This is a genomic window from Thermocatellispora tengchongensis, assembly GCF_014202315.1.
Classification (GTDB): Bacteria; Actinomycetota; Actinomycetes; order Streptosporangiales; family Streptosporangiaceae; genus Thermocatellispora; species Thermocatellispora tengchongensis.
This window is the reverse complement of record NZ_JACHGN010000005.1, coordinates 333,482-357,127: the sequence shown is the minus strand read 5'-3', so window position 1 is coordinate 357,127 and position 23,646 is coordinate 333,482. Positions and strand designations below refer to the sequence as shown.

Sequence of the window (23,646 nt, the reverse complement as noted above, 5' to 3'; positions counted from 1 at the left end):
GCAGCGACCACAACCCCGGCCACTGCGGCATCACCTCGATGTCGCTGGTCATCAGCCTCGCCGTCGCCGCGTTCGGCATGAGCGTCGGCGACGCCCTCCGCGCCGCCACCCTCGGCGGCGCCACCGTGCTGGGCGCGCCCGACCGCGGCGTGCTCGCCCCCGGCCGCCTGGCCGACATCGTCCAGTGGGACGCCGACCACGAGGGCGCGTTCGCCTGGGCCTTCGGCCTCAAGCCGCGCCGCGTCTGGAGCGGCGGCACCCCCGTCCAGTAGCGCACACCCGGCCGCCCGCTCCGGTGAGCGGGCGTGGCCGCGACCGCCCTGCCCTCAGTAACCTCTGGCTATGTCGCCATCGGTCGCCGTCGTCACGGACTCCACCGCCTACCTCCCCCCGGTCGAGACCGTACGCCTCGGGGTGGCCGTAATCCCGCTCCAGGTGGTCATCGGCGGCCGGGCGTACGACGACATGGCCGACATCGACCCCGCGGGCGTCTCGGCGGCCCTGCGCGCGCGCTCCCCGGTGACCACCTCCCGCCCCGCCCCCGAACGCTTCGCCGCGGCGTACGAGGCCGCCGCGGCGGGCGGCGCGACCGCGATCGTCTCCATCCACCTGTCCGGCGAGATGTCCGGCACCGTCGAGGCCGCCCGCCTGGCCGCCGAGACCGCCCCCATCCCCGTAGAAGTGATCGACAGCCGCTCCATCGCCATGGGCCTGGGCTTCGCCGTCCTGTCCGCCGCCCGCACCGCCGCCCAGGGCGCAGGCCCCAACGAGGTGGCCGCCGCCGCCCGCCACACCCTGGAGCACACCCACAGCTTCTTCTACGTGGACACCCTGGAACACCTGCGCCGAGGCGGCAGAATCGGCCCGGCCGCCACCCTCCTCGGCTCAGCCCTGATGATCAAACCCTTGCTCCACATCGTGGAGGGCGTCATCGTCCCCCTGGAAAAGGTACGGACGGCGACCCGCGCCCTCGCCCGCCTGGAAGACCTGGCGGTCCAGGCCGCCCTCACCCTCAAATCACCCCCACTCCCACCGGAAGCGCCCCCGGCCACCCCCAAACCACCAGAAGCGCCCTCAGCCACACCAGAACCACCAACACTCACACCTGACCCATCCACCCCCACGCCCGGCCCATCCACCCCCACGCCCGGCGCATCCACCCCGACGCCGGACCCATCCACACCCACCCCCGGCGCATCCACCCCCACGCCGGACCCATCCACACCCACCCCCGGCGCATCCACCTCCACGCCCGGCGGCTCATCGACACCCACCGCCGGATCGTCCGAAGCCGCGCCCGGAGTGGCCATCGCCGTCCAGCACCTGGCCGCCCGCGCCCGCGCGGAGGCCCTGGCCGAGCGCCTCACCGCCCGCCTCCCCGCCCTCACCCGGCTGGAGATCGTCGAAGTGGGCGCGGTCATCGGTGCCCACGTGGGCCCCGGCATGCTGGGCGTCACCGTCGCCCCCGCCTCGTAATCCCCATCCCGCCCGTCCTGGCGGGCAACGCGCCACCACTATCCACAGAACCCCGCTCGGCCCCGCCGGCAACCCGGCCGACGCCCTAACGTCCCCGTCGTGCGGACGAAGGTGACCCCGGAAGAGCACGCCACAGCCCACGCCAGGCTCCACGCTCTCCTCCCCAGCCACCCATACGCCCCCGCATCCACACCCACGCCCACAGCACCTCCCCTCATCCCCAAACCGCCGCCAGGGGAGAGGGCACCGGCGGCAGACGACGACAAGACGGCCGGCCTGCCGCGCCACATCCACCTCGGCGGGCTGCGGGCCGTGCTCGCCGAGCACGCGCCCAGGCTCGCGCCGCCCCGGGCCAAGGTCGTCCTCCTGGCCGTGCTCGGCCTGGCCGCGGTCCTGGCGGCCGCCCTGTACGCCTGGCGATCCCAACCGTCCGCCGAGCCCCTGCCGCCCCCGCCCACCACGGCCCCCGCGCTCCCCACACCTCCCACTCCCCAGCCCACCGCCCCCTCACTGATCGTCCACGTCACAGGCAAGGTCAGGCGCCCGGGCGTGATCACCCTCCCGGCCGGTTCCCGGGTGACCGACGCGGTGGCGGCGGCCGGCGGAGTCAAGAAGGGCGCGACCACAGGCCCCCTCAACCTGGCCCGCCGCCTGATCGACGGCGAGCAGATAGTGGTCGGCGCCCCACACACCGCCGCCGCCCAGCCCCCGCTCACCGCCGACTCGCCCCCAGGCGCGCCGATCAACCTCAACACCGCCACCGCGGAGCAACTGGACACCCTCCCCGGCGTCGGCGAGGTGCTGGCCCGCCGCATCGTCGACTACCGCGAATCTCATGGCGGCTTCCGCGACGTGGCCCAGCTCCAGGACGTCTCCGGCATAGGCGACAGCAAGTACGCCGACCTCAAGGACAAGGTGACCGTCTGATGCCCCAACCGAACGGCCCTCACCCAATGGCCGCGCCCGCCACGTCCGCCACAACTGTGAGTCCCCGGCCAATGCCGCATCCTCACCAAGGGAGGATGCCCAGCGACCGCAACCCTGGGATACCCAGTGACGGGAACCGGCGCGAACCTGATGCCTTGCCAGCGCAGGCCCACTCAGTGCAGGCCCACTCAGTGCAGGCCCACTCAGCGCATGCTGATGCAGCGCATGCTGATGCTGCGCATGCTGATGCTGCGCATGCTGATGCTGCGCATGCTGATGCTGCGCATGCTGATGCTGCGCATGCTGATGCAGCGCATGCTGATGCAGCGCATGCTCATGCAGCGCATGCTCACGCAGCACAAACCCATACGGCGCCGACTCACACAGCGCCCACCCCCACACGGCAGGCACCCCCACATAGTGCACGCCCACATGGCCACACTCACAGACCGCAGGCACACAGTGGGCATGCCCAGCACAGCGGCCGCTGCGGCCCAGCGGTCGCATGCGCCCCGCAGGGCCCCGGCGGCCGCTCACCGGGCGGAGCCGCCCCAGACCACGCACGCACTGCTGGCGGCCGGAGACCTGCCGGCTGGAGGCCCATGGCGGGCGGCGCGGTGGCCGGTGGCGGGCCGTTCGCCGCGCCGCGTCGGCCCGAACGCCGCCACCACCGGCGGGACGATCTCCGGCGGACGGGGTGCGGCGCGTCCGCTGTGGGGAACGAGCCGGCCGCGAGGCGCCCGTCCGCACTGGGTGGGGTGCCCGTGGCGAGCCCTGTATCGGACCGTGGGCCGTCTGCTGCGCGCAGGGCGTCTGTTGTGGGCGCTGCGGTTGTCGCAGGTGACACATCGGCGGCGAGTCACCCGTGCACTGTGAGCGGCGCGTCCATCGCGAGCCCTGTGCCAGGCGGCAGGGGCCTGACCCCTGCTAGGTGTCCGATCCTCCCGAGACGCGTGTCCCCTGTGAGCTGCCCGACCGGTGGGCGTGACGCAGGCGTCGGGAGCGACGCGGCCGGCGTGCGCGATGTGCCGCTGGAGAGCCACGTGTCTCTCGGGAGCGGCCTCTCCATCCCGAGCGGCAGGCCCATCAGGGGGCGCTCATGAGTCTGTCGCCTGTTTCGGGGCGGCCGGGCCGTTCGAGTCGGTCGCTCACGCCGCGTGGTCGGGTTGCCCGGCTATGGCTGGGTGTCAAGCGGCGCCTCATCGCCTCCTGGACGCCCGGCTTGCGTGGGGGTGCGGCCGAGGAGCGGGAGGAGGTTGCGCGGCGGCCTTCGTTGCATCTGGCGTTGCCTGCGCTGGCGGCGTGGGGGACGGCTGCGGTCGCGCTCTCGTGGGCGGCGCCGGTGGCCGGGGGGCTGGGGGTTGTGGCGGCGGTTGCCGCTGCCGTCACGGCGGTGGTGACAGGGCGCGGGCGGGGGTGCCGGTGGTGGGGGCTTCGCGGGGGAGAGGGCTGGTGGGGCGGGGTGGCGGTCGCGGTGCTCGTGTGCGTGGCCGCCGCGGCGTTGGTGGTGGCCTTGCGGGTTCATGCGGTCGGCGGCGGGCCCGTCGCGGAGCTGGCGCGTCGTGGGGTCCTGGTCACGGCCGAGGTCGAGCTCACCGGTGACCCGCGGGTCCTGCCCCGGGGTGACGGCGGCTTCCGGGGTGAGCGGGTGGTGGCGGAGGCCACGGTCGTGCGCGTCGAGAGCGGTGCGCAGCGGGGGCGGCTGGCCGTGCGGGCGCCCGTCGTCATGTTCGGTTCCGGTGCCGGTTGGACCGGTCTGCTGCCGAGCCAGCGGCTGGCCGTGCGTGCCCGGCTGGCGCCCGCAGATCCGGGCGAGCTGCGTGCCGCCACCCTCCTCGTACGCGGCCCGCCGCGCGTGCTCTCGCCGCCGTCCGGCGTCCAGGCGGCGGCCGGTGAGCTCCGGGAGGGGCTGCGCCGGGCGGCCGGCGTGCTGCCGCCCGACCAGCGCGGCCTGCTCCCCGGCCTCGCCGTGGGAGACGTGTCGCGGATGGACCCGCAGGTGAAGGCCGACTTCGAGGACGCCGGGCTCGGGCACCTGACCGCGGTCAGCGGGGCGAACCTGGCGATCGTTACCGCCGCGGTGATGGGCCTCAGCAGGGTGGCCGGGCTGCCGCTGGCCGTGCGCGCCGTGCTCGCCGGCATCGCCATGGTGGCCTTCGCGATCGTCGCGCGGCCGTCGCCCAGCGTGCTGCGGGCCCTGTTCATGGGGCTGATCGCGGCGCTCGCGCTCGGTTCGGGCCGGGCGCGTGACGGCGTCGCGGCGCTGTCCGTGGCCGTGCTCGGGCTGGTCCTGTTCGATCCGGAGCTGGCCCGCTCGTACGGGTTCGCGCTCTCGGTGAGCGCCACCGCGGGCATCCTGCTGCTCACCCCGCGCTGGCGTGACCGGATGGCCCGCCGGATGCCCGGACCGCTCGCCGAGGCGACAGCCGTCACCGCCGCCGCCCAGGCCGCGGTCACCCCGCTGCTGGTGCTGCTGTCCGGGCAGCTCTCCCTCGTCACGGTCCCGGCCAACCTGCTGGCCGGTCCCGCGGTCCCGCCCGCCACCGTGCTCGGCTGCGTGGCCGCCCTGGTCGCGCCAGTGCACCTGGGTACGGCCGAGCTGCTGGTCCGCCCAGCAGGGCTCGCCACTGGGTGGATCATCCTGGTCGCGGAGCGGGCCGCGGCCACGCCGATGGGCGCCGTCCCGTGGCCCGGCGGTCCGGCCGGTCTGGCCCTGCTCGCCGTCGCCGCGGCCGTGCTGCTCGCGGCGGCCCGCCGGCCGTACGGGCGCAGGGTGGTGGCGGCGCTGGCCTGCGGGGGCCTGGTGGCGGCGCTGGCCGTCGGGCCGGTGGTGGCCCCGTGGCCGCCGCCGCGCTGGCTGCTGGTCGCGTGCGACGTGGGCCAGGGCGACGCGCTGGCGATCGCGGCCGGGCCCGGCAGGGCGGTCGTGGTCGATACCGGCCCCGACCCGGTCGCGGTGGACCGCTGCCTGCGCGACCTCGGCGTGGAGCAGGTGCCCCTGCTGGTCCTCACCCATCCGCACGCCGACCACATCGGCGGTCTCGACGGTGTGTTCCGGCGGCGTGAGGTCGGCGAAGCCGTGGTGGCGGTCGTGGACGCGGGCGTCCCTGGCGTCGCCCGGCTGTCGGCGGATCTGGCCGCCCGCGGGGTGCGCGAGCGCCGGGTCGCGCCCGGCACCCAGTGGCGGCTCGGCCCGTGCGAGATCACGGTGCTCGCGCCGTACGCCGGCCGCGCCGCGACCGGACCCACCGAGAGCGCCCGGGTCAACAACGCCAGCCTGGTGCTGCACGTACGCTGGGCCGCCGGCTCGGCCCTGCTCGGCGGCGACATCGAGCCCGAGGCCCAGGGCGACCTGCTGCGGCACGGCCTGCCCCCGGCCGATGTCCTCAAGGTTCCGCACCACGGGTCGCAGCGCCAGAACCCCGCCTTCCTGTCGGCGACGGGTGCGCGGGCCGCGCTGATCAGCGTCGGCGCCGACAACGACTACGGCCATCCCGCCCCGGCCACCATCGCCCGTCTCTCCTGGCAGGGCACGCGCGCCTACCGCACCGACCGCGACGGCGACCTGGCGGTCCTGGACCTCGGCGGCCACCTCGCCGTCCTGCCCCGGGGCTCCCCGGAGCACCGGTGATGGAATCGCGGGCGGCGCGGCCGTGCCTTCGCCGCTCCGCCGGCCCACCACGGGTCTGGCGTGCCTACTTCCAGGTCCGGTCGCTTCCAGGTCGGGTCGCTTCCAGGTCGGGTCGCTTCCAGGTCGGGTCGCTTCCAGGTCGGGTCGCTTCCAGGTCGGGTCGCTTCCAGGTCGGGTCGAGGAAGTCGGCGATCAGCGTGGCGAACCTGCGGCAGGTGGTCCTCCAGGGCGAAGTGGCCGGTGTCGAGGAGGTGGAGTTCGGCGTCGGGCAGGCGATCATCACCGTACGCCGCCGCACTGCTGGGCTGTTGCGCTGTTGCGCTGTCGGGCTGTCGGGCTGTCGGGCTGTTGCGCTGCTGGGCTGTCGCGCTGCTGGGCTGTCGGGCTGTTGGGCCGCCGCGCTGTCGCGCTGCCGGGCCGTGGGCGGCCGGGCCGCCGGGCTGGCGCGCCCCGGAGTGCGGCTGGCGGCCTGGCTCGCCGAGGCCGCCGCCGACCTGCTGGCTCCGCGATCACCAAGACCCGCCAGCGTGAGGCCGACGACTGCACCCTGCTGTTCCTGCCCGCCCACCCGCGCCGCTGCTGGTACTCGGCCGCCCGCTGCGGCAACCGGGTCCCCTCGCCCGGCACTACCTGTGGCACAAGGCGGCCTGATGCCCGCCCGCTGCGGCAGCCGGGTCCGCCTGACGCTGGCCGTTGCGGTAGCGGGGTCCGCGTCCCGCGCCGCTGCCTGTGGCGCGAGCTGGCCTGATGCCCGCTTGCTGGGCAGCCGGGTCCGCCTGACGCTGGCCGTTGCGGTAGCGGGGTCCGCGTCCCGCGCCGCTGCCTGTGGCGCGAGCTGGCCTGATGCCCGCTTGCTGGGCAGCCGGGTCCGCCTGACGCTGGCCGTTGCGGTAGCGGGGTCCGCGTCCCGCGCCGCTACCTGTGGCGCAAGCCGGGCTGACGCCTGCTCGTCCGTGCCTCGCGATGCCGTCGGCTCAGTGAGGCGTCAGGCTGGCGCGGTGGGCGCGGTTGGCGTCGATGAGCCGGTCGAGGGCGTCGCGGGCCTGGCAGAGTTCGTCGATGTGCCGGCTGATCCGGTCTCGCTCTCGCACCATCCGCTCGAACGCCTCGTCGGCGTTCTGTTCGCTGGGGGAGTCCACACACGGCAACAGCTCCAGGACCGTGCGGCTGGACAGGCCGGCGGCGTACAGGCGCTGGATGAACCGCACCCGCTCGACCTCGTCTTCGGTGTAGGTGCGCTGGCCGCCGGCGCTGCGTGTGCTGGTGATCAGGCCCTGCTCCTCGTAGTAGCGCAGGGACCGTACGCTCACCCCGGCGCGGGACGCCAACTCTCCGATCCGCATCGCACCTCCCTTCGGGAAAACCTGGACGGAACGCTTGCATCTGACGTCAGTGTCAGGTCTTAGCGTAGTCCCGTGTCCAGCCGGCGGACGTGAACATCCGTGACAATCCCGAAAGGCATGCAGGAATGACGACCCTGTTCGACCGGTACCAGCTCGGCGCGCTGACCCTGCCCAACCGGGTGGTGATGGCCCCGATGACCAGGGTCCGTGCGGGCGAGGGCGGCGTGGCGACGCCGTCGATGGCGACCTACTACGCCCAGCGCGCCACCGCCGGGCTCATCGTTACCGAAGGCGTGCAGCCGAGCCTCATCGGTCAGTCCAACCCGGGCACCCCCGGGCTGCACACCGACGAGCAGGTCGCGAGCTGGCGACCGGTCACCGACGCGGTCCACGCCAACGGCGGGCGGATCTTCGCCCAGATCATGCACGGAGGCCGGGTCTCCCACCCCGACACCACCGGGATGCAGCCGGTGGGTCCCTCGGCGGTGCCCGCCGTCGGGGAGGTGTTCACCCCGAACGGGCCCAAGCCGGCCCCCGTGCCGCGGGCGCTGGAGACCGCCGAGGTGCCCGAGCACGCGCGCTCCTACGCCGAAGCGGCCCTGCGGGCCATGGAGGCCGGCTTCGACGGCGTGGAACTGCACGGCGCGAACGGCTACCTCATCTCGCAGTTCCTCTCCAGCACCGCCAACCTGCGCACCGACATCTACGGCGGGTCGATCGCCAACCGCATCCGGTTCGCCGTGGAGGCGGTGTCCGCGACCGTGGAGGCGGTGGGCGGCCGCCGTACCGGCATCCGGCTCTCGCCCGGCGCGGGCATCTGGGGCGCGGAGGAGACCGACGTCCCCGAGCTGTACGGCGCGCTGCTCGCCGAGCTGGCCCCGCTGGATCTGGCGTACATCCACCTGGAGGCCACCACCGACGAGGAGGTGCTCGTCGGCCTGCGCAAGGAGTGGCCCGGCACGCTCATCGTCAACCCGGCCTTCCCGATGGGGCCGCGGCAGACGGACAAGGCGGCCGCCGACCACTGGCTGGGACTCGGCGCCGACCTGATCAGCTTCGGCCGCGCCTTCATCGCCAACCCCGACCTCGTGGAGCGGCTGCGCCAGAACCTTCCGATCGCGCCGTACGACGAGTCCACCTGGTACCAGGGCGGCGACGCCGGCTATATCACCTACTCCGCCTACCAGCACGCCGCCTGAGCTCGCGCCCGGACCGCCGGGCGCGTCACGGGGGCGTCGCTCGATCGGGAACGGCTCCACGCTCCTGAGCATCCGGCGCGTCGTGGAGATCGGCGGCCACGACCGTCGCCGCGAGCGCCATCCGATGGTCCTTCGTCCAGGGCGGCCCGAGCCTCGCCCGCGGGCCGTACAGGACCTCGCCGGCCCGCTCGGCCAGGATTCCGGCCGCTTGGCTCTCCACGTTCTTGGCGTCATAGAAGTGGACGGCCCAGCCCCGCGCGCGGGCGAGCTCGGCCAGGATCTGGCGGTACATGACGGAGTCGGCTCGGGATTCGTACGGTGGGCGTCGCTGGACGGCGATGTCCTCGGGGAAATCCGCAGGCCAGGCCCGCAGCGAGACCGAGACGATCGGCTCGGGCAGCGCGGCTGCGAGTTCGTCCAGCGAAGCCGACGTCGCCCGGGCCGCCGACGCCCGCACGCGGGCCACCAGCTCCGAGGCCGCGGCATCGTCGAGAGGTCCGCCCGGACGGTGGATGGGCGCCGCGGGCACGCCGGGCTCCACCAGGTCGATCCGGCGGCGGTCGGCGACCTGGTGGCCGGCCGACGCCGTGACGGCCACGGCCCAGCCGAAGTGATGGGCTATCCCCACACGCATGGCCCCGATTATCCACTCGTCCGCACCGGCCGGCCCGTGAACTCCGGCGGGCTCTCGCGAGGGAGACGGGAACGTCCCCGAGCCGGGACGGACGACGACCACGACGACCCAGCGGTGTGCCGCTACGGCGGCACACCGCACCCTCACAGGAGATCCGCCTTTTTCCGACCGCCGTATTCGGAGAGGTGTTTATCGCGGGCGCGGGAAAAATGCGCGGCGCCGGATTGACGTACGGCCGGTGGGTGGCCTAATGTGAATGCCGAAGGACGGTGTGGGTGATCCACCCGGTCACGCGATGAAGGAGCGAGCATGGACACGACGATGGCGGTCATGACGACCGGCCGCGCCGTCGCTCGCCGTACCTCGGCCTGTTGCGCCGGCGCGTGTTGTCCGTCCTGTACCGGCCGCTGACCTCCACCCCGCTTGTCGCGCGCGCCTTGGCGCGCCGCCGGTCATCGGGGGTTCCTTCCGGCCCTGCTCTCGCTTTTGCCGACTCTCGGTGACGCCGCCGGTCCGCGCCGCGTACGGTTCGCCGATCTTCCGCCGCGCATGGGAAAAGGTGCTCCGCGCGATGCCTGAAAAACTGGTGGACCTGCACGGAATCCGGGCCGTCGCCCTGGACCCGTACGGGGAGAGAATACGTGGCGAACGCGACGCCGTCGATTTGGTCGGCGTGGCGCTGGGATATGACGCGGATATGCTCGTCATTCCCGCCGGGCGTTTTCACGATGATTTCTTCCGGCTCAGCACACGCGTCGCCGGTGACGTGGTGCTCAAATTCCAGATGTACCGGATACGCGTCGCCGTCGTGGGCGACATTTCCCGCCATGTCGCGCGCAGCAGCGCGCTGCGCGACTTCGTGGCCGAGACCAACCGCGGTGACGGGTTCTGGTTCGTCGCCACCGAGGAGGAGCTGGACGCCCGCCTGGCCGCCCGTACGGCATCCGGGCCCGCGACCGTACCCTGATGTGTTCTTGATCGTTGAGTCCGCGTGAGGCGGGGGGCGGTGTGCGCACGCACGCCGCTGCGCCCCCGAATCGCGGCGGACCTTCCCGGCCGTGTGCCCGAGTGGTTGAGGGAACCGCCTGCAAAGCGGTGCACACCGGTTCGATTCCGGTCACGGCCTCCAGGATCGGGGGGTGTTCGGCCCGGTCGTCCGGCGGTCCCCGGCAGGGGAGCGCTCAGGCGGCCGGGGCGAAGGGGCCACGGAGGGCCGCGGTGGCGTCCCAGAGGCGGCGGGCGGTGTCCAGGTCGTAGGAGGCGTGGGACGAGGCGACCGGGGTGAAACGGTCGTAGTACGCGCCCGCGGCGACCTCGGGCGCGGTGGCCAGCCGGACGATCGGCTCCGCGCCCTGGCGGGCGGGCAGCGAGAACGCGCCGACCAGCGTGACCAGGACCCGGGAGAAGTGCCGCCCGAGGTCGGTGCGCACCATCCCCGGGTGGACGGCCACGACCGTCAGCTCGGGATGCCGCCGGTGCAGCTCGTAGGTGAACATCAGGTTGGCCAGCTTCGTACGGCTGTAGGTCAGGAACGGGTCGTAGCCGTGCTCGCTGTTGAGGTCGCCGAGGTCGAGCAGGACCGGCCCCGGCCCGCGCAGCGGCGCCCGGTGCCCTTCCGAGTTGACGTTGACGACGCGGCCGTCGCCGCGGCGCAGCAGGGGAAGCAGGCGTCCCGTCATGGACCAGGGCGCGAGGTGGTGCACGGCCAGGTTCAGCTCGATGCCCTCGGCGGTGGTCCGGCGATCGGGCAGCATGACCCCGGCGTTGTTGACCAGCGTGTCGATGTGGCCGACCGCCGCGTGCACCTCCTTGGCCGCCTGGTCCACACCGTCGGCGGTGGAGATGTCGGCGGTGATCACGTGCGCCGCGGGCAGGTCGCGCGCCAGCCGGCGCACCCGCTCCGGGTCGCGGCCGATGAGGACCAGCCGGTGCCCCTCGGCCGCCAGGCGCCGCGCCGCGTGCCTGCCGATGCCCGAGGTGGCCCCGACCAGCACGATCGTACGCTCCGCGGGCCCGCCGGACGGGGTGGTGGTCACGGGGTGACGCCGGCGAGGCCGAAGGTGCGCATGACGAGCCGGTCCCGCAGCCCGGCCGGCAGCCGGGTGACCAGGCCGATCGCGCGGGCGTCGCCGACGACGTACCGCCGCTTGGGGCTGGACGCCTCCACCGCGGTCACGATCGCGCGGGCGACCGGATCGACCGGCCCCGGCTTCTGGTTCGCCGTCGTCTTCTCCACCGCCTCGATGTGGGCGCGGTACAGCTCCACCAGGTGCGGCGGCGCCACGGCCAGCGACCCGCGCGAGGCGTCACCGGCCTTGGCGAAGATGGCCGTGTCGGTCGTGCCGGGCTCGACGACCACCACCGGGATGCGCCAGGACGAGAGCTCCAGCCGCAGCGCGGTCGAGATCGCGTCGAGCGCGGCCTTGCTCCCCGAGAGCGCCGCCAGGAACGGCAGCGGCATCCGCGCCGTCGGCGCGCTGACGTTGACGATGCGGCCCTGCCCGGCCCGGATCAGGGGCAGGAACGCCTGGGTGACGTACACCGGGCCGAGCGTGTTGACCTCGAACTGGCGGCGCAGCTCCTCGACCGGCACCAGTTCCAGCGGGCCCTGCACGATCACGCCCGCGTTGTTGACGATCGCGCGCAGGCCGTGGTCGCGCACGTCGCGGTCCACCTGCTTGGCCGCCGCCGCCACGCTCTCCGGCTCGGTCACGTCCATCTGCACGACCCGTACGCCGGGCGTCTTCGCGAGCGCGCCCGGCTCGCCGCGTACGCCGGCGAAGACCTGGTAGCCCCGCTCCGCCAGCGCCCGCACGGTCGCGGCGCCGATCCCGCCCGTCGCGCCGGTCACCAGCACCCCGCCGCGCTTCCGGTCATCCGCCATCGCGATCACCTCACAGTTACCTAAGTACATGTACCTTGGGACATGTGAAAGCATGCACAGGGCTGTCCGAAGGTGTCAAGTCGGCTCCGGGGCGGGGAAGCGTGGCGCGGCGCCGGCGAGGCCGCCGGGGAAGCGCGGCGCTGGGCGGGCGAGGCCGTCAGAGACCGGCGAGCATGCCGCCGTCCACCAGCACGGACGTGCCCGTGAGGAAGGTCATGTCATCGGAGGCGAGCGCGAGGGCGGCGTTCGCCAGCTCCTCCGGCTTGGCCATGCGCTTCAGCCCGTCGATGCCGGGCTGCGGGCCCGCCTTGCGCCTCTCCCACTCCTCGTCCGTGTCGTCGGGCGCCAGGATCGGCCGCCAGGCGTCCACGAGGGCGGTGTTGGTGGTGCCCGGGGAGAGGGCCACCACCCGGATGTTCCACGGCGCGCCGCCGTACTCGATCGCGGCCGTGCGCACCAGCCCGGTCACGGCGCCCTTGCTGGCCGCGTAGGCGCCGAGCATCGGACGGGTGCCGAACTCGTTGGCCGACCCGGTCACCAGGATGACGCCGCCCCCCGAGTCCCTGATGTACGGAGCCTCGTGCTTGATGCACAGGAACACGCCCCTGGCGTTGGTGTGATGGGTGTCGTCCCACTCCTCGACCGTCATGTCGGCGATCGTCTTGCGGTACTGGATGCCCGCGTTGTTCATGGCCACGTGCAGGCCGCCGTACTTCTGTGCCACCCGGTCGACGAAGGTCTTCACCTGCCGCGGGTCGCGTACGTCCGCCCTGATGTACGTCGCCTCGCCGCCGGCCCGTCTGATCTCACGCTCCACCTGTTGCCCCAGGTGCTCCCTGCGCCCGCAGAAGCCGACCTTCGCCCCCTCCCCGGCGAACGCGATGGCCGCCGCCCGCCCGATCCCCGACGTCGCACCCGTGACCAGGACGACCTTGCCCTCGTAGCGCCGCGAAGTGGGCGCCGTCACCCCGGCCGCGGCCGGCTTCGCCCCGAGAGGCCCCGCCGACAAGGCCAGCCCCGCCGCACCGACCGTGGCCGCGGTGAGCAGGGACCGGCGGGCCATGGGAGAAGTACCGCTCATGATCACCCCAAATACGAGTTTTCGCTTGCAATTCGCTGAGATATTACGAGTAATCACTCGCATCCGTCAAGAAAGGGTCACGGCACCGGCCGCAACACATAACGGCCATCCCCGGCCGGGCCGTGGGCAGGTCACGACGGCCTCCACCGGGCCCTGGGGGCGGTACGGCCGCCCTCGCCGCACCATGGACAGGTCACGGCCGCCCCGTCGCGGCGGTGCGCACGGCGGGCTGCCCTCGCCGGGCTGTGGGCACGGCGTGGCCGCCCTCGCCGGGCCGCCGGTGGCTCACGGTCGCCCCCGCCGGACCGTGGGCATGGTACGGCCGCCCTCGCCGGGCCGTGGGCGCGGTACGGCTGCCCTCCGCCGGGCCGTGCGGGCGACGGGGGTGGTGGTGGGGGTGCGAGCGGGGCCGGCGCTGGGTCAGACGGAGTGTCCGGGCGACGGTGAATCTTGCGCGAGGCGGGATGCCGGAGCCTGCGCTAACGTGACGCCTTCCCGCCTCCTCCTCCCGAATGCGGACACCCTCGGGCACCTGCCGACTTCGCGGGTGACGGCGCTGCGGCCTGAGCGGGGAGAGCGAGCGTCGGCGACGTGTCCGGTGGCGTGTTCGAGGGCGTTCACGGCTGAGCGGGCCTGTGGGGAGGTGCGCGCGTCGGACAGGCGGGCGAACTGCGAGCTGGGCCCGTGTGCCGGGGAGGCGGCCGAGCCTGCCGGGCAGGCGGGCGATCGGAGGGCGTCTTCGGAGGGCAGGGTGGCTGCGGTCAGGGCTGAGCGGGAGGTCTGGCGTGGGCGGTGTGTCCGGTGGGCGGTTGAGCGCTAGCGGGCGTGTGGTGGCCCAGCGCAGCGGCGTAGGCGAAAACACCCCTGATCGCGCGGAGTCAGCGGTGCCGCATGCGTATCCAGGGCTCCCCCGCGCGGGTGTTCCGCGTTCCAGGGGAGGGGACGGGAGGGCGTCGCGTTCGCGGTGGGTTCCACCGCTCACCCCGTCCCGGCCTGTGCACCGGTGCACCGTTGCCCGCGCGTTGCCGGCGGCGCGGGGTGGTGGGGGTCAGCGGCCGGTGCGGTTGGCGACTATTTGCTGGATGGCGTGTTCCAGTGCGTACGCCGGGTCGGCGCCGCCGCCCTTGACCTGTTCGTCGGCGGTGGCGACGGCCTGGATGGCGTGGGAGATGCCCTCGGGGCCCCAGCCGTTGAGCTGGCGTTTGACTCTGTCGACCTTCCAGGGGGGCATGCCCAGGTGAGCGGCGAGCTGGCCGCCGCGGAGGTTGCGGGGGGCGCCGCCGACCTTGGCCAGGGAGCGGAGGCCGCCTGCCAGGGCGCTGACCAGGAGGACGGGGGCCACGCCGGTGGACAGGGCCCAGCGGAGTTGTTCCAGGGCGTCGGCCAGGCGGCCCTCCACGGCGGCGTCGGCCACGGTGAAGCCGCTCACCTCGGCGCGTCCGCGGTGGTAGCGGGCGACGGCCGCCGCGTCGATGCCCTTCTTGTCGGAGGGGGTGTCGAAGACGAGCTGGCTGCATGCGGCGGCCAGCTCGCGCAGGTCGCTGCCCACCGCGTCGAGCAGCGCCTGGGCCGCGTCGGGCGCGATCGTACGGCCCGCGCTCCTGATCTCGGACTTGATGAAGTCGAGCCGCTCGGCCGGCTTGGTGAGCTTGCTGACCGTGATGACCCGCGCGCCCGCCTTCTTGACCCCGTCGACCAGCGCTTTGCCCTTGACCCCGCCGGGGTGGAGGAGCACCAGCGTGGCGTCCTCGGACGGGTGCGCCGCGTACGAGACGATCTCGGCGATGACGTCCTTGGCCAGGTCCTGGGCCGACCGGATGACGATCACCGCGCGGTCGCCGAACAGCGACGGCGAGGTGAGCCGGGTCAGCTCGCCCGGCTCGACCTTGCCGCCGAGCAGGTCGTGGGTCTCCGCGCCGGGGTCGGCCGCGCGGGCGGCGGCCACGACGGACGCCGCGGCGCGTTCGGCGAGCAGTTCCTCATCGCCGGTCACGAGGGTCACGGGCGCTGGAGACGTCGCGGCTGGTGCCATGCTCCGAAGCATGCCACGAAGGGGTGGCCGTCCGGGAATCGGCGCGGGCGATGCGGCTACCTCGCGGGCGGCTCCGGCCCTCAGCTACGACACGGGGATCGCCAGGCGGCCGTCGTGCAGGTGGAGGGTGCGGTCGGCGAGGGTGATCAGGTTGGGGTCGTGCGTGGCGACCAGGGCGGTGACGCCCTCGCTGCGCACCAGGGCCCGCAGCAGCTCCATGATCTGTCGGCCGGTCTGCGAGTCGAGCTGGCCGGTCGGCTCGTCGGCGATGAGCAGGCGGGGCCGGTTGGCCAGGGCGCGGGCGATGGCGACCCGCTGCTGCTGCCCGCCCGACAGCTCGTACGGCCGCTGGTTGGCGTGCCGCTCCAGGCCGACCATGGCGAGCAGCACGCGTACGCGCTCCTCGCGCTCGGCCGCGGGGACGCGGGCCAGCCGCATCGGGACGCCGACGTTCTCGGCCGCCGACAGCACCGGGATCAGGCCGAAGGACTGGAACACGAAGCCCACCACGTCGCGGCGCAGGGCGAGCAGGCCGTCCTCGGGCAGCGCGGTCACCTCCTGCCCGGCGACCACGACCCGCCCCGCGTCGGGGCGGTCCAGCCCGCCGACCTGGTTGAGCAGCGTGGTCTTGCCCGAGCCGGACCTGCCCCGGATCGCGATCAGCTCGCCCGGCTCGCCGCGGAAGGAGACGCCGTCGAGGGCGACGACCTCCTTCGGCCCGGTGCGGTAGACCTTGCGCAGGTCCTCCACTATGACGAGCGGCCCGTCCGCCACTTCTGTCGCTTTCTCGGGTTTCTTGGTCACGGGGGCGGAGGGCTCCGGGGTGGGGGTGTCAGGCATCGCTGTCGGTTCCTTCCGTGTCCCGCGTCTCCTCCGGCCAGACGCCGATGTGGTCGCGTTCCAGCTCCAGGCGCACCCGCCGCTCCATCTTCAGCGCGTTCATGAAGTCGCGCGGGAGCTGGAGCCGTCCGACGCGGTCCAGCACGGCGTACTCCTGGGCGATGATGCCGCCGTCCTCCGACTCGCGGCGCAGGGTCTCGCTGCTGGTACGCCCGTCGCGGATGCCGACGGTGCGGTCCACCTGCTCGGAGACCAGGTCGTCGTGGGTGACGATGACGGCGGTGACGCCCAGCTCGCGGTTGGCGGTGCGCAGGGGGGCGAAGACGTCCTCGGAGGTGTCGGTGTCCAGCTCGCCGGTGGGCTCGTCGGCGAGGATGACCTCGGGGCCGTTGGCCAGGGCGACGGCGATGGCGACGCGCTGCTGCTCGCCGCCGGACATCTCGCCGGGGCGGCGGCCGGCGCAGTAGGCGACGCCGAGCAGGTCCAGCAGCTCGGCGGCGCGGGCGCGGCCCGCCTTGGCGCCGCGGCCGGCCAGGCGGACCGGCAGGGCGACGTTCTCGGCGGCCGTCAGGTAGGGGAGCAGGTTGCGCGCGGTCTGCTGCCAGATGAAGCCGACCGTCTCGCGCCGGTAGCGCAGCCGGTCCTTGGCCGTCATGGACAGCAGGTCCACCCCGGCGACCCGGGCGACCCCGGCGGTGGGCACGTCCAGGCCCGACAGCACGTTGAGCAGCGTGGACTTGCCCGACCCGGAGGCGCCCACGATCGCGACCAGCTCGCCCTTGTCGATGAGCAGGTCCAGGCCCTGGAGCGCGACCACCTCGACGCCCTCGGTCTTGTAGATGCGCACGAGGTTGTCGCACAGGATGTGCGCGCTCTCGCCGAAGGCGGGGCCGCGCCGGGAGGCGCGCTCCTCCAGGTCGGAGAGCGTCGCCGGGGGCGGGGCGCCGGGGGTGCTCGCGGTCTCGCTGCGGTCCATGGGTCACTCACCTACTCGTAGGACGTGGCCGAGGGCGCGGCGGCGGGTGACGGCGGTGTGGGTGAACACGCCGAGCACGGCCACCGCCGTGAGGCCGCCGGCCAGCAGGCTCGGCGTGACGAGGTCGAGGGGGTGGTCGCCGGTGGCCGGCCCGCCGGCGTACGGGCTGAGGTCGATGCCGGGGCCCAGGGCGTACGGCAGGGCGAGCCCGAGGCCGAGGCCGGCCAGCGCGGTGAGCGCGATCATGGGGGTCACCTCCAGCACGGTCATGCCGCGCGCCTGCCGCTCGGACAGGCCCAGGGTGCGCAGCAGGGCCAGCGCGGCGCCGCGCTGGGCGCCGCCGGCGGCCAGCACCAGGACCACCGCCACCAGCGCGTACGCGCCCAGCGCGAGCGTGACCACGAGCAGCGTGCGGCTCACCGTGGCCGCCAGCGGCGCATCGGCGATCTCGGCGAGTTCGCCGTCGAAGGTGGCGACGAGCGGCTTGACCGGCAGCCGGGCCGCCGCGGCGAGGGCCGCCGGGTCCACCCCGGTCCCCTGGATCAGCAGCGTGTTGACCGCGATGCTCCCGGCCGCGGCGAGCGGCACCACGACCAGCCGATCGGTCTCGGCGGTGATGCCGGGCAGGCCGCGCACGATGCCGCTCGGCACCACGTCGATCCGGTTCCGCCAGGTGATGGCGAACTCGCCGCCGTTGCTCAGCTCCGGGCTGACCAGGGCGGCCACCTTGGGCGCGGCCGGGGCCGCGGTGGGGGGCGGCGGCGCGCTCAGCGGCGTACCGGCGATGATCTTGCGGTACTCGGCCAGGTCCAGGGCCACTCCGACGCCGGGCCGCCCGCCCAGGCCGATGGCCACGACGTCCTTGGCCACGGGCACGACGGCGCGTACGCCCGGCACCCTGCGCACGCGTTCGATCGCGTCCTGCGGGATCGTCACGGTGCTCTCCAGCTTGGCGTCCGCCCCGGCGCGCCGCCAGGCGGACTCCCGCTGCGCGGCGTCCAGGCCGTCCGCGATCACCGCGGCGAACACCGAGACCGCCAGCGCGGGCAGCAGGATCAGCACCGGCAGCGCCGCCGAGGCCCGCGCGCGGGCGGCCAGGGTGAAGCCCAGGAACGGCACCGCCCTGCGGCCCCGGTCCAGCAGCCGCACCACCAGCCGCAGCGGGTAGGGGTAGCAGCGGATCAGGACCAGCGCGCTCGCCACGGTCAGCCCGACCGGGACCAGCAGCAGGAACACGTCGGCGCCGCCCTCGGCCGAGGTGGTCAGGCCGCGGTTGCGCAGCAGGTACGCCCCGCCGAGCGCGAGCCCCACGACCACGATCTCCAGGGTGATCCGGCGCGGCGAGGGCCGCTGGGCCACCATGTCGTCGCGCCGCTCGCGCAGCGGCCCGCGGTGCGCCAGTGCCAGGCGTACGGCCGCGAACGCCACCGCGGCGAGCGCGAGCAGGGCAGGCCCGGCGTGCGCGAGCGCCGTCACCGGCCCCGGCACCAGGTACGCCGCCGCGTACCCCAGCGCCGCCGCCGGGACCACGGCCAGGGCCACCATCGCGGTCCCGGTGGCCGTCACCCGCGCCAGCGAGCCGCCGCGGGCGCGCATCAGCGCCAGCGCGGCGTGCGTACGCTCCTCGGCGAGCCGCACCGCGAGCAGGATCACGCCCAGCGCCACCACGGTCAGCCCGCCGAGCAGCAGCGCCAGCAGGGTCTCCGCGGTCCGCTGCCTGCCGAGGAAGCCGGTGAGCAGGTTGCCGAGCCCGGTGTCGGCCTGGAACCCGGTCTGGGCGATGAAGCCCTTGCCGGCGCCGGGGTCGGCGACCCGCACCGAGTCGGAGTACGCGGCCATCGCCTCGATGACGTCGCGGGCGTTGCGGGCGGTCAGGTCCTCGCCGCGTACCGGCAGGACCCATCGGTAGATGAGCTGGCGCTCCTCCCCGGTGAGCCGGGACAGCGTCGCGGCCGAGGTGAGCCCGGTGATGTGGAACTCGTCGTGGTCCGGCCCGCCGCGCCGCACCGAGACGTGCAGCAGGTCGCCGTTGTGCTGCCAGTAGCGGTCGGCCGGATCGACCGGCTCGAAGAGGGCGGTCACCCGGGCCGCGATGGTACCGCTGTGCCCGAGCAGCAGCATGGTGCCGACCGGCAGGTCCATCCGCTCGGCGGCCTCGCGGGTGAGCGCGATGTCGAACCGGGGGATCTCGCCCAGCTCGGGCCGGGCCGGGACGCGGACCCGCCCGGCGGGGCCGGGGGGCGCGCCCTCGACGTACCTGACCTTGCGCTCGGCGTCGGACAGCCAGCCCACGTTGACGAACTGGTACGCCTGGAAGCCGGGCCCGATGCGCGCGGCGACCGGCGTCTCCTCGGTCTTGGCGCTGTAGTGGGCGCGCGAGCCGGGCCCGTGCTCGGTGACCTCGCGCAGCGCCGGCGGGAGCAGGCCCTGCCAGCGCTCGTCCAGCTCGGCGAAGGCGGCCGGGGTGGTCAGGGTGTGCTCGGCGAGCTGCGGGCGGCGGGTCACGACGATGTCGGCGGCCTGTGCGGAGGCCGCGTCCAGGTCCTGACGCAGCGCCCGGTCGTACGCCGCCTGCATCGCCCGGGGCATGGCCGAGACCAGCAGTCCCGCGCTCAGCGCGAGCACGGCGAGCACCGCGGCCACGCCCCGGTGCACCTTGACCAGCGTCAGCGCGCTCACCGGTCCTCCCCGATCCGCAGGGCCCGGCCCAGGCCCTGACGGCGCAGCGTGCGGGCCAGGGCGGCCACGATCGCCAGCAGCAGCGCGGCCACCACGGCCAGCAGCGCCGCGGTCGCCCCCCACGGGATGTGCAGCAGCACGTCCGGGGTGACGGCGGTGGCCTGGCCGGTGAGCACGATGTGCGGCACGACCAGCGCGGCCACCACCACGGCCAGCACGGTCCCGGCCACCAGCGACAGGCCGATCAGGAACGCCTGCTCCACCGCCAGCAGCCCGAAGATCTGCCGGAAGCTCACCCCGAGGGCGCGCAGGATCGCGAACTCCGAGGCCCGCTCCCTCGCCGCGACCGCCGCGTTGACCAGGAAGCCGAGCAGCGCGAAGACCAGCGCGGCGAGGAAGCCCAGGATCAGCGCGCCCTGCAGCCCGCCCGCCAGCGGGTCGTCGCGCAGCTCGCGGGTGAGCGCGGCCACGTCCACCACGGTCTGGTCCCACTCGGGGTGGCGGCGCAGCTCGGCCGCGGCGGGCGCGGTGTCGCCGCCGCGTACGGCCAGCCACCACTCCGTGGCCGGGCGCGGCGGCTGCCCGGCGGCCAGGTCGCGGGTCTGCAGGGTGTCCCAGTCCACGAGCACGGCGGGCCGCTCGGCGGCGGTGCCGGGCAGGCGCCGCGCGATCCCGGCCACCACGACCCGGGTGATCTGCCGGTCCACGGTCAGCGTCGCCTCCTTGCCCGGGGCGAGCTTCTCGCTCGCGGCCAGGTCCTCGGTGACGACGACCGGGAGCCGGGCGAAGACCTTCCCGGCGGCGGCGAAGACGTCCTCGTCGCTCAGCCCCGCGGCGGCGGGCACCAGCGTGAGCCGCTGCGGGTCGCCGCCCTCGCGGGCGTCGCGCGGGGCGCCGAAGCCCACCGCGACCAGCGCGCCGTCGCCTTCGCGCACCTCCTCCGCGGGCAGGTGGTCCCCGGCCGCGAGGCGGTGCGCCCACCGCGTGTTCGCCGGGGCGGGCACCTCGGCGCCGTCGGCGCGCAGGCTCTCGATCGCCAAGGTGAAGGCGCTGCCGCCGGGCGGCACCGGCACGTCGGCGTGCAGGCCGCGCACCGAAAGCGGGTACGTGAGCCGCCCGGAGCGGCCCGCGAGCGCGGCCAGGTCGATCTCCACCTCGGTACGCCCCGCGCGCAGCGGGCCGACCGCCACCTCGTGCCGCACGCCGAGCCCGTCGCTCAGCACCATCCGCACCGGCATCTCCTCGTACGGCCCGGCCGCGCCGCCGTCCTCGACCGTGAGCCGGGCGGTCACGGTGAGCCGGCCGGGCTCGCCGGGCAGCGGGAACGCGCCCACCTCGGGACGTCCCTGGCGCAGCCGCGCGCCGAGCGTGGCGACGGGGTCGGCGGCCAGGTCGGGCCGCAGGTGGACCAGTTCGCCGAGCCGGGCGGCGTCCAGCGCGAGCAGCGAGACGTCGGTGCCGCCGAACTCGGCGGTGCCCTGGAAGGCCGGGCTGATCGCGGTCACGCCCGGCAGCGCGGCGTACGCCGTGCCGCGTCCCAGCGCGCCCAGCTCGGGCCCCTCGGTGGAGCCGGTCACCCGCAGGTCGGCGCCCGCGCGGTGCCGGGCCTGGTCCTCCTGGGAGGACCGCCAGGTGGCGGCGGTGGCCACGGAGACGACCCCGATCGCCACCGCCATGGTCAGCAGCAGCGCCGGGCCGGAGTAGCGCAGCGGGCGGCGGCTCACCTGCCAGGCGCCGAGCGCGGGCGCGAGCCCGGGGCGGCGCGAGGTGATCCGCTCGGCCAGCTTCGAGACCGGCGGCACCAGCCGCAGGCCGAGCATGCCGCCGCACAGCAGCGCCAGCGCGGGCCCGGCCACGATCAGCGGGTCGATGCCCAGGCCGCCGCCCGCCGTCGCGGTGACCGGCCCGCCGTACCTCTGGAGCTGCCAGATCGCCAGCGCGGCCACCACCAGCAGCGCGATGTCGGCCCCGGCGCGCTGGATCAGGCCCCGGCGCTCGCCGCGCCCGCGCGCCGACTGCTCCTCCACGTACGTGCGCCGCGCGCCGCGCAGCGCGGGCAGGGCCAGCAGTGCCGCACACCCCAGCGCGACCAGGGCGGCCACCCCGAACGCCGCCGCGTCGGGGACGGGCGCGAAGCGCACCCCGGACGCCTCGATCCACGGGATCAGGCTCACCGCGCGCAGCAGCGGGGCGGCCAGCAGCGGCGCGGCGAGCGCGCACGGGATCGCCACGATCAGCGCCTCGGCCCCGGCGAGCGCGGCCAGCCGGGCGCTGCCCGCGCCGCGTGAGCGCAGCAGCGCGGTCTCCATGCGCCGGTGCTCGGTGAGCAGCCGGGCGGTGAGCATCAGCGCGTACGCGGCCAGCAGCAGGAGTTGCAGCACCGGGACCAGCATGGTGGAGCGGGCGACCAGGCTGGCCGTGGAGACCTGGGCCAGCACCTCGGGCAGGCGGCTCTCGGCGGTGCACCTCGGGCAGCCCGCGTCGCGGCTCAGCGAGGCCACCGAGGCGGCCAGCGGTCCGAGCCGGTCGGGGGACACCCCGCGCAGGTCGGGCACCGCGACCCACTGGGTGGCCACCTCGCCGGCGAAGCGCGCCGCGAACGTCTCCTCCGGCACCATCAGCGGCCCGTACGTCGTGTAGCCGCCGATCTCCAGGCCCCGGGTGAGCAGCGTCTCGCCCTCCCACCGGTCGGAGAACGGGTCGTCGAGCGCGAACACGCCGGTGACGCGGACCCGTACCTTCTCGTGGTCCAGGCGCCCCTCGATGGAGATCTCGTCGCCGGTGCCGAGCCTCATGGCGCGGGCGGCGGGCTGCGCCAGCACGGCCTCCACGGTGCCGCTCGGGGCCGGCTTCGGCCACGCGCCGGACAGCAGGTGGGCGTGGCGCTCCAGGCCGCCGTAGACGCCGAACCTGGTCAGCTCGGGGGTCTCCCGGTCCTCCTGGCCCGGCATGGCGTAGGAGTCGGAGCGGGCGCTCAGCGAGATCGTCAGCGACACCCCCTCGTACGCCCGCGCGAGCCGGTCGCGTACGGCCCGGTCCTGGGCGGCGAAGCCGTCGCGGGCGTTCGGCGCGGTGACCGTGGCCGAGACCGAGCCGACCGGGGCGTCGGCCATCGCCCGGCGTACGCCCACGTCGGCCACCGAGGAGGCGTACATGGTCAGGGCGACGAGCGCCGTCGTGGCCAGCAGGATCGAGCCGAAGGCGGCGAACAGGAGCAGCGGTTCGGCCAACGCGCGCCGCAGTACCAGCGGTGCCCGCCCCCGCATCCGAACCGCCTTTCCCGTCGTGCCGTTTCACCTGCCGTAGGCACGATTCAAGGAAGTGCGGGCGGGGGGCAATACGCGCGGGGCGACGGTGACGGAGCCGATATCCGGCGGCGACGCGCGTGTGATATCGAAATCGTGACATTACTCCGCGTGACCCGGCGTGCTCGCGGGCGTGCGGAAACGCCAAAACGCCGCACCCCACCTTGAGGGGGATGCGGCGCGGGACGAACCGGGCCGGCCTGCTACGGCCGGCCCATGGCCCTGGCAGATCGGCGCCGACCACATGGCGCCGACTGTACGGCGCCGGTCGATTGGCGCCGACTGCTCAGGCGTCGATTACTTGGCGCCCGCGAGCGCGGCGGCGCGCTTGGCGATGGCCGACTTGCGGTTGGCCGCCTGGTTCTTGTGGATGACGCCCTTGCTGGCCGCCTTGTCGAGCTGGCGGGAGGCGGCCTGCATCAGCGCCACGGCCTGCTCGACGTCGCCCTGCTCGGCGGCCTCGCGGAACTTGCGGACGGCCGTCTTCAGGGACGACTTGACGGCCTTGTTACGCATCCGGCGCTTCTCGTTCTGCCGGTTGCGCTTGATCTGGGACTTGATGTTCGCCACGAAGAAGCCTCGGTGTCAAAGTTGGTGGACGGGGCGCGCGGGCATGATTGAGAGGGCGCGCCACACGCA

Annotated in this window: 18 protein-coding genes and 1 tRNA gene; 7 read left to right on the top strand and 12 right to left on the bottom strand. The window is 74.5% G+C overall.

Annotation, left to right across the window (positions count from 1 at the left end):
- The 3 genes from HNP84_RS13740 to HNP84_RS56020 all read left to right on the top strand — a co-directional run.
- Nucleotides 1-272: amidohydrolase family protein (locus tag HNP84_RS13740; RefSeq protein WP_185050045.1), on the top strand; the 272-nt coding region annotated here is incomplete at its 5' end.
- A gap of 70 nt (nt 273-342) precedes the next feature.
- Nucleotides 343-1,476 (top strand): DegV family protein, encoded by a 1,134-nt coding sequence (locus tag HNP84_RS52895; RefSeq protein WP_246518116.1) that lies wholly within the window; start codon nt 343-345, stop codon nt 1,474-1,476.
- 99 nt (nt 1,477-1,575) lie between these two features.
- Nucleotides 1,576-2,403, top strand: coding sequence for a ComEA family DNA-binding protein (locus HNP84_RS56020; RefSeq protein ID WP_312924699.1), 828 nt, complete (start codon nt 1,576-1,578; stop codon nt 2,401-2,403).
- 203 nt (nt 2,404-2,606) lie between these two features.
- On the opposite strand, the gene HNP84_RS54945 is transcribed toward HNP84_RS56020, so the two are convergent.
- The gene (locus HNP84_RS54945; protein WP_281396109.1) at nt 2,607-2,741 is read right to left on the bottom strand and encodes a hypothetical protein; all 135 of its coding nucleotides are present in this window, start codon (nt 2,739-2,741) and stop codon (nt 2,607-2,609) included.
- A 1,124-nt stretch (nt 2,742-3,865) separates the two neighbouring features.
- Here HNP84_RS54945 and HNP84_RS13720 point away from each other — a divergent pair.
- Nucleotides 3,866-6,034, top strand: coding sequence for a ComEC/Rec2 family competence protein (locus HNP84_RS13720; protein WP_312924696.1), 2,169 nt, complete (start codon nt 3,866-3,868; stop codon nt 6,032-6,034).
- A 974-nt stretch (nt 6,035-7,008) separates the two neighbouring features.
- On the opposite strand, the gene HNP84_RS13715 is transcribed toward HNP84_RS13720, so the two are convergent.
- Nucleotides 7,009-7,377, bottom strand: coding sequence for a MerR family transcriptional regulator (locus tag HNP84_RS13715; RefSeq protein WP_185050043.1), 369 nt, complete (start codon nt 7,375-7,377; stop codon nt 7,009-7,011).
- A gap of 125 nt (nt 7,378-7,502) precedes the next feature.
- Between HNP84_RS13715 and HNP84_RS13710 the strand changes: the two genes are divergently transcribed.
- Nucleotides 7,503-8,576 (top strand): alkene reductase, encoded by a 1,074-nt coding sequence (locus HNP84_RS13710; RefSeq protein WP_185050042.1) that lies wholly within the window; start codon nt 7,503-7,505, stop codon nt 8,574-8,576.
- A gap of 25 nt (nt 8,577-8,601) precedes the next feature.
- Here the strand turns inward: HNP84_RS13710 and HNP84_RS13705 are convergent, their stop codons facing one another.
- A complete protein-coding gene (locus HNP84_RS13705; protein WP_221336224.1) occupies nt 8,602-9,210 on the bottom strand; it encodes a hypothetical protein in 609 nt (202 codons plus the stop codon).
- A gap of 499 nt (nt 9,211-9,709) precedes the next feature.
- Between HNP84_RS13705 and HNP84_RS13700 the strand changes: the two genes are divergently transcribed.
- The gene (locus tag HNP84_RS13700) at nt 9,710-10,177 is read left to right on the top strand and encodes a DUF4180 domain-containing protein (RefSeq protein ID WP_312924693.1); all 468 of its coding nucleotides are present in this window, start codon (nt 9,710-9,712) and stop codon (nt 10,175-10,177) included.
- Between the two features lie 87 nt (nt 10,178-10,264).
- A tRNA-Cys gene (locus tag HNP84_RS13695) sits at nt 10,265-10,339 on the top strand.
- A 52-nt stretch (nt 10,340-10,391) separates the two neighbouring features.
- Here the strand turns inward: HNP84_RS13695 and HNP84_RS13690 are convergent.
- From HNP84_RS13690 to rpsT, 9 genes are all read right to left on the bottom strand, one after another.
- The gene (locus HNP84_RS13690) at nt 10,392-11,246 is read right to left on the bottom strand and encodes an SDR family NAD(P)-dependent oxidoreductase (protein ID WP_185050041.1); all 855 of its coding nucleotides are present in this window, start codon (nt 11,244-11,246) and stop codon (nt 10,392-10,394) included.
- On the bottom strand, nt 11,243-12,094 hold the full coding sequence (locus tag HNP84_RS13685; protein WP_185050040.1) for an SDR family oxidoreductase: 852 nt from the start codon (nt 12,092-12,094) through the stop codon (nt 11,243-11,245). Before HNP84_RS13685 ends, HNP84_RS13690 begins: the two co-directional genes overlap by 4 nt.
- Nucleotides 12,095-12,251: 157 nt before the next feature.
- Complete coding sequence (locus tag HNP84_RS13680; protein ID WP_221336223.1) at nt 12,252-13,175, bottom strand: SDR family NAD(P)-dependent oxidoreductase; 924 nt, start codon at nt 13,173-13,175, stop codon at nt 12,252-12,254.
- A 1,048-nt stretch (nt 13,176-14,223) separates the two neighbouring features.
- On the bottom strand, nt 14,224-15,219 hold the full coding sequence (holA, locus tag HNP84_RS13675; RefSeq protein ID WP_185050039.1) for a DNA polymerase III subunit delta: 996 nt from the start codon (nt 15,217-15,219) through the stop codon (nt 14,224-14,226).
- A 72-nt stretch (nt 15,220-15,291) separates the two neighbouring features.
- Nucleotides 15,292-16,047, bottom strand: coding sequence for an ABC transporter ATP-binding protein (locus HNP84_RS13670; protein ID WP_185050038.1), 756 nt, complete (start codon nt 16,045-16,047; stop codon nt 15,292-15,294).
- Nucleotides 16,040-17,023, bottom strand: a complete 984-nt coding sequence (locus HNP84_RS13665) for an ABC transporter ATP-binding protein (protein ID WP_185050037.1) — start codon at nt 17,021-17,023, stop codon at nt 16,040-16,042. The genes HNP84_RS13670 and HNP84_RS13665 overlap by 8 nt, the downstream gene beginning before the upstream one ends.
- A 3-nt stretch (nt 17,024-17,026) precedes the next feature.
- Nucleotides 17,027-19,702: an FtsX-like permease family protein gene (locus HNP84_RS13660; protein ID WP_185050036.1), complete on the bottom strand. Its 2,676-nt coding sequence runs from the start codon at nt 19,700-19,702 to the stop codon at nt 17,027-17,029.
- Nucleotides 19,699-22,968, bottom strand: coding sequence for an FtsX-like permease family protein (locus tag HNP84_RS13655; protein WP_185050035.1), 3,270 nt, complete (start codon nt 22,966-22,968; stop codon nt 19,699-19,701). The genes HNP84_RS13660 and HNP84_RS13655 overlap by 4 nt, the downstream gene beginning before the upstream one ends.
- A gap of 336 nt (nt 22,969-23,304) precedes the next feature.
- A complete protein-coding gene (gene rpsT, locus HNP84_RS13650) occupies nt 23,305-23,577 on the bottom strand; it encodes a 30S ribosomal protein S20 (RefSeq protein WP_185050034.1) in 273 nt (90 codons plus the stop codon).
- Nucleotides 23,578-23,646 lie beyond the last annotated feature (69 nt).